The sequence below is a fragment of the Barnesiella sp. CU968 genome (genome assembly GCF_905219685.1).
In the GTDB taxonomy this organism is placed as follows: domain Bacteria; phylum Bacteroidota; class Bacteroidia; order Bacteroidales; family Muribaculaceae; genus Lepagella; species Lepagella muris_A.
On sequence record NZ_CAJMXD010000241.1, the window covers coordinates 1 to 4624 of the forward strand.

Here is a 4624-nt window from a genome sequence, read left to right on the forward strand (position 1 = left end):
CCAGCACAAATAGCAAATTGCCATCCAACTCTTGACCTCGAATTTGATTAACACTTTTTAAGAGACACTAGTGAAATTGGTTTATAATAGAATCTTCCTCTTCATTGAAAACTTCTACCAAATAACTGCCATCAGATAAATTATAATATCTGAAACGAATATCTATGCCCATGTTCCCCTCATATAAATAGCCGTTGATAGTTTGCTTAAAGTTTAATTGAGACATTGCTTCCGGCAACGTATGATTAGATACGTTATACGATTCAATTCTGCTTATTATACTGTCAAGGTTTTGTTTAATATCGCTTATCCTATGATCAGCTGTGCTATATCCCATAAGAATGATACCACAAATAGATAGCACAATTATTATTACAAAGCCTATGGCAATGGAATATGATACTATTTTCTGACACCTTTTCATCGCTTGCCTCCTTTCCGGTAGATAAATTGATTGGGTATGACATCGGACTCAGTGTTGTAACGGGCAAAGAATGGCAATATATATTCTGTTAGGTCGCGCTCTATTTCGCTCCTTAGTTTCATGACATCCGTGCCTGAGGTGATACAGTACCATTTATCCTCTTTGACCGTAAGCAAGCCGCCGATTCTATACCGGATAGCACACTCATATTCCTTAGGGAAAGAGGGTACAATCCCTGTGTGTTTGTAATCTTCATGCTCCAGCCAAAAAGCACCTGTAAATATACCGACATTCAATGTGAAGCGGATTTGATTGGCATCATTCCATTTATCATTTTGAATGTTCACACAATAACCTATCGAACCATTGCTTTTGAAGAAATGATTGCCTCGTTTCTTGAAATCATTATCTTTCAGATAATCCGTTATCTTTTCAAATACGAAAGTGCGTTTGCCTTGGATGTCCATTTTCGGTAATTTGTGCCTGTCTATTTTGATTAGAATACCCAATATGAGCATGACGATCGCTCCGAATACCGGAGTTTGCCATGATATAGTTTGCTCGGAAGGATTGGAGCGCCATCCCGTTACGATGCTTGTCGAATTGAAATCAGCCACAAACATATAGATTCCTATGCCAAGCATTATAGCCGAGCATATCATCAGGATTATGAATCCTTGTCGCTGAAATCTACTGATGTGGCGATTCATACGCTAATAATCATTGGCTGATCGCTGTCGAATTATATAGATAACCGATATACAGTCCAATAAAGAAAAGTGTCGCAGATAGAATTGGATAAATCACTGCGAGTCGTCGATACACAGAAATATTATAGACATCATGCTCGCAGATTATCGCTCTATATCGTTTCTTTCGCAAAAGCAACCACCATAAAGCGGCGAGTTCGAGAATGAACATGGCTGAAATTAATATTTTCACATCAAATTTCTTCAAATCAATAATATCTGTAACATCAGCCGAAATCATTACAAAACCGATTATCCCAAAAATCGGACACAGGACACTGAGCACAGCCAACAGAGGAACGAAGAATCCATCCTGTTCCTGTCGCATCTGCCACCAATAATATTGGTAGAATAAGGCTCTTAGCAGTTTCATTTGAGTCTATTATCTGTAATTAAGCAAAGTTACAACTAATAATCGACATTCGGTGTGACAAATGTCCCAAACGAGTATGAAAATCAGCGCGGAGATTAGCCGTTACATAATCATTCAGCACCGACAGGTCAATCCTCGGCATGAAGTCGTTAAGCCGTGCATATTTCGGGGGTTGTTTCGTCTTATCCTCAGTTGTTCTTGTTGATTAGGTTGACGATGACTTTTACCATTGTGTCCTTTTCCTCAGTGCGGCTTTCGGCTATCATCAGGGTGAGGGCAACGAGTGTGTTGTCGGCGATGCGTTTGGTGCCGTCTCCGTTGTAGAGAATGCCGTTGCCGTTGAGGAACCACAGGAAGAGTGTGGCGGCAATGCGTTTGTTACCGTCGCTGAACGAGTGATTCTTTGTAACTAGATACAGGAGCATGGCTGCTTTTTCCTCCACTGAGGGATAGAGGTCAATGCCGCCGAAGGTCTGGTAAATCTGACCGATGGAGCTTTTGAAGGAATCGTCCTTTTCGTTGCCGAACAATGTGCTGCCACCGAATTTCTCATGTAACTCGCGGATGACTTCCATGGCGTTTTCGTAAGTGGCATGAAACGACTCTTTACCGGTGGTGTCCTCGATCTTCAGTTCCTGATAGTCGTAGCGGTCAAGAGTGTCGAGGGCGTATGTGTAATCGACAACAACATCGAGCAATGAACGGCTGTCCTCCGTAAGCCTTTCCTGATTTTGGATTGTGCGGCCGAGCACTTTTATCAACTGACTAAGCTCGTCATATTTCTGTGCAGCTATCCGCTCGTTTATGGCATAGCCTTGAAGAAGATACTGCTTCAAGATCTTATTTGCCCAGATGCGGAATTGAGTACCACGTTTGGATTTAACGCGATAGCCAACAGAGATAATAACATCAAGGCTGTAAACCTGAGTCGGTTTGTACTTCGACAGAGTATTATGCAAAATTTGCATATTACTCTCTTTCTCCAGCTCGCCTTCCTTGAAAACATTAGAGATGTGGCGGGCAATAACTGACTGATCTTTGTCAAAGAGTTCGGCCATCTGCCCTTGGCTCAACCATACGGTATCATTCTGAACTGTCACATCAATCGACATATTTCCGTCCGGCGCCTGATAGATTACGAGCTGTGAATTATTTGTTTCCATATTCAAAATTACAATTTATATTTTGATTTGTAGCTGTTTCCGAGTAATAATAGTCAAAATACTTCGGATTTTGCGCCATTAGCGATTGCGTCTATCTCGTCGGCGATTTCGTCCGAGGAGAGTTTGATATAGTCCATAAAGGTCTTTTGTGTCTTGTGGCCGCTGACGTGCATCATCTGGACTATGGAGTATTTGTGGGTTAGGTACATGTTGGTGATTCCGCTACGGCGGGCTGTGTGGGTTGTCACGCACTTGTAGCGAGGCATTGTCACCTCTCCCTTTTCGTTGTGCTCGACAACGAGCTTGCCGTCCTCCACCAGTTTCTTCTGCTTTTGAGTAAGTTTGGTTACTACCATCTTGGCTAAGTCGGGCACTTTATAGGACAACTCCTTCAGAATCTCCTTTATGTAGCGGTTGAGTATCACGTCAACAACATAAGGGAGATTGTAGTTGTATTTTTCGCATATAGCCTTTAGGTTGGGATTCATTATAGGAATCTTTACCTCGTTGCGGGTTTTCTTCTGAATGAGGCGTATTACCGGTGTTCCTTTGGCTGTAGTGGTGAAACAATCCTTGTCAATGTCGTTGTAATCGCTCACGCGCTGGCAGGTATAGCACCCGACAAGAAATATATCGCGCACCTCTTCCTGCTTGCCTGACAGTGGCATTTCATACAATGCCTGAAGTTCCGCATCGGTAAGGTAGATTTCGATAGCCTTGTCTTTCTCTTCAATTTTCTTCTTGGCGAAATATTGCAGGGCACGGTCATTGTCGTGTATTCCGTCGGCATAGGCATAGCTGATGATTGCGCGGAGATCGACCAGATATTTATTCTGCGCAGTCACCATATAATCTTTCTTCTCCATAAAATTCAGGAATTTGGTGACGAACGCACGGTCTACATCATACCACGTGTAGCGATGCTTTCTGTCAAACAAATCATATAGTTTCCGAAAGCTATTCCATGCCTTCACAGTGCCTGGCGCGTATCTGTCATGACCATTAAGCCTGGCACCGCTCTTGATTTCGTTGCAAAATCGGTCTATGAAATTCCATATTTTGGCGCGTTCAGCATCGATGCCTTCCTTTATCAGACGTTCCTGCTCTTCCTTTATGCGTTCTTTCTCGCGTTGCCGTTCCTCCTCTTCACGCTTAGCTTTCATTATGGCTTCTGCTTTCTTCGGATTGGCGATAGAGAGGATTTCGGCCTCAACACGTGACTTATCGAAAGACATGCCCTCGACTTCCGACTTTACTACCAGTTCAATCCTATTGAGCGAGTCGTGTAGATTGAAGTTCGCCCTTTGATGTCGCATCCATTTTTCAGGACACGACAAAGCCTCTTTCCACTCTGCAACATTCACACGTATCTGAGAGGAAAAGAGCGTATCGACTTTGTGTTTCTTGTTCTGCACCCTAAAGAAAAGAGTTGCGATTTCGTTCTTCTCGTCCTGCTTGCGGATGAAGAACCGGGAAAGAGATTTTGCCATAGAATCCAAGGTTCGATTCCCTTATGAATCGGACACTGCAAAGTTAGTGACTTTCCCCGAATAGTCACTACAATAGTCACTATAATTTCTAAAATAGCCGCTATCTGCCTAAATTGAGAATCGTTTAATTCGGCTTAATATCAGTATATTAGTATATATTTGAATTTAATCCTATTGATAATAATTTAACATTTATATTGCTGGTGGCACCACGAACCTAAATTAAAGGTAAGTCTAAAACGCTGAATTTCAATGAGATTCAGCGTTTTTCTTGTTTTTTGGCCTACGCACAATGCGGAAGAACGATGAAGGGGTCAACGGATTTTTCCGGTGGGCGGGGAGGTGATGTCAAGAGTATAGTGTGGCCAGTCTGAACATAAAGAATTTGATGTCTCTGACTCCCCGGAACTGTGTTCTGAACGCCT

Annotated in this window: 4 protein-coding genes; all 4 read right to left on the bottom strand. The window is 42.6% G+C overall.

Annotation, left to right across the window (positions count from 1 at the left end; genetic code table 11):
- Positions 1 to 420: 420 nt before the first annotated feature.
- Positions 421 to 1134, bottom strand: coding sequence for a DUF4304 domain-containing protein (locus JX312_RS09485; RefSeq protein ID WP_204457826.1), 714 nt, complete (start codon positions 1132 to 1134; stop codon positions 421 to 423).
- Between the two features lie 10 nt (positions 1135 to 1144).
- Entirely contained in the window at positions 1145 to 1546 is a 402-nt protein-coding gene (locus tag JX312_RS09490; RefSeq protein ID WP_135993778.1) for a hypothetical protein, read from the bottom strand.
- A gap of 188 nt (positions 1547 to 1734) precedes the next feature.
- Positions 1735 to 2709, bottom strand: a complete 975-nt coding sequence (gene rhuM / locus JX312_RS09495) for a virulence protein RhuM/Fic/DOC family protein (RefSeq protein ID WP_204457827.1) — start codon at positions 2707 to 2709, stop codon at positions 1735 to 1737.
- A gap of 53 nt (positions 2710 to 2762) precedes the next feature.
- Positions 2763 to 4199 (bottom strand): phage integrase SAM-like domain-containing protein, encoded by a 1437-nt coding sequence (locus tag JX312_RS09500; RefSeq protein WP_172469850.1) that lies wholly within the window; start codon positions 4197 to 4199, stop codon positions 2763 to 2765.
- Positions 4200 to 4624 lie beyond the last annotated feature (425 nt).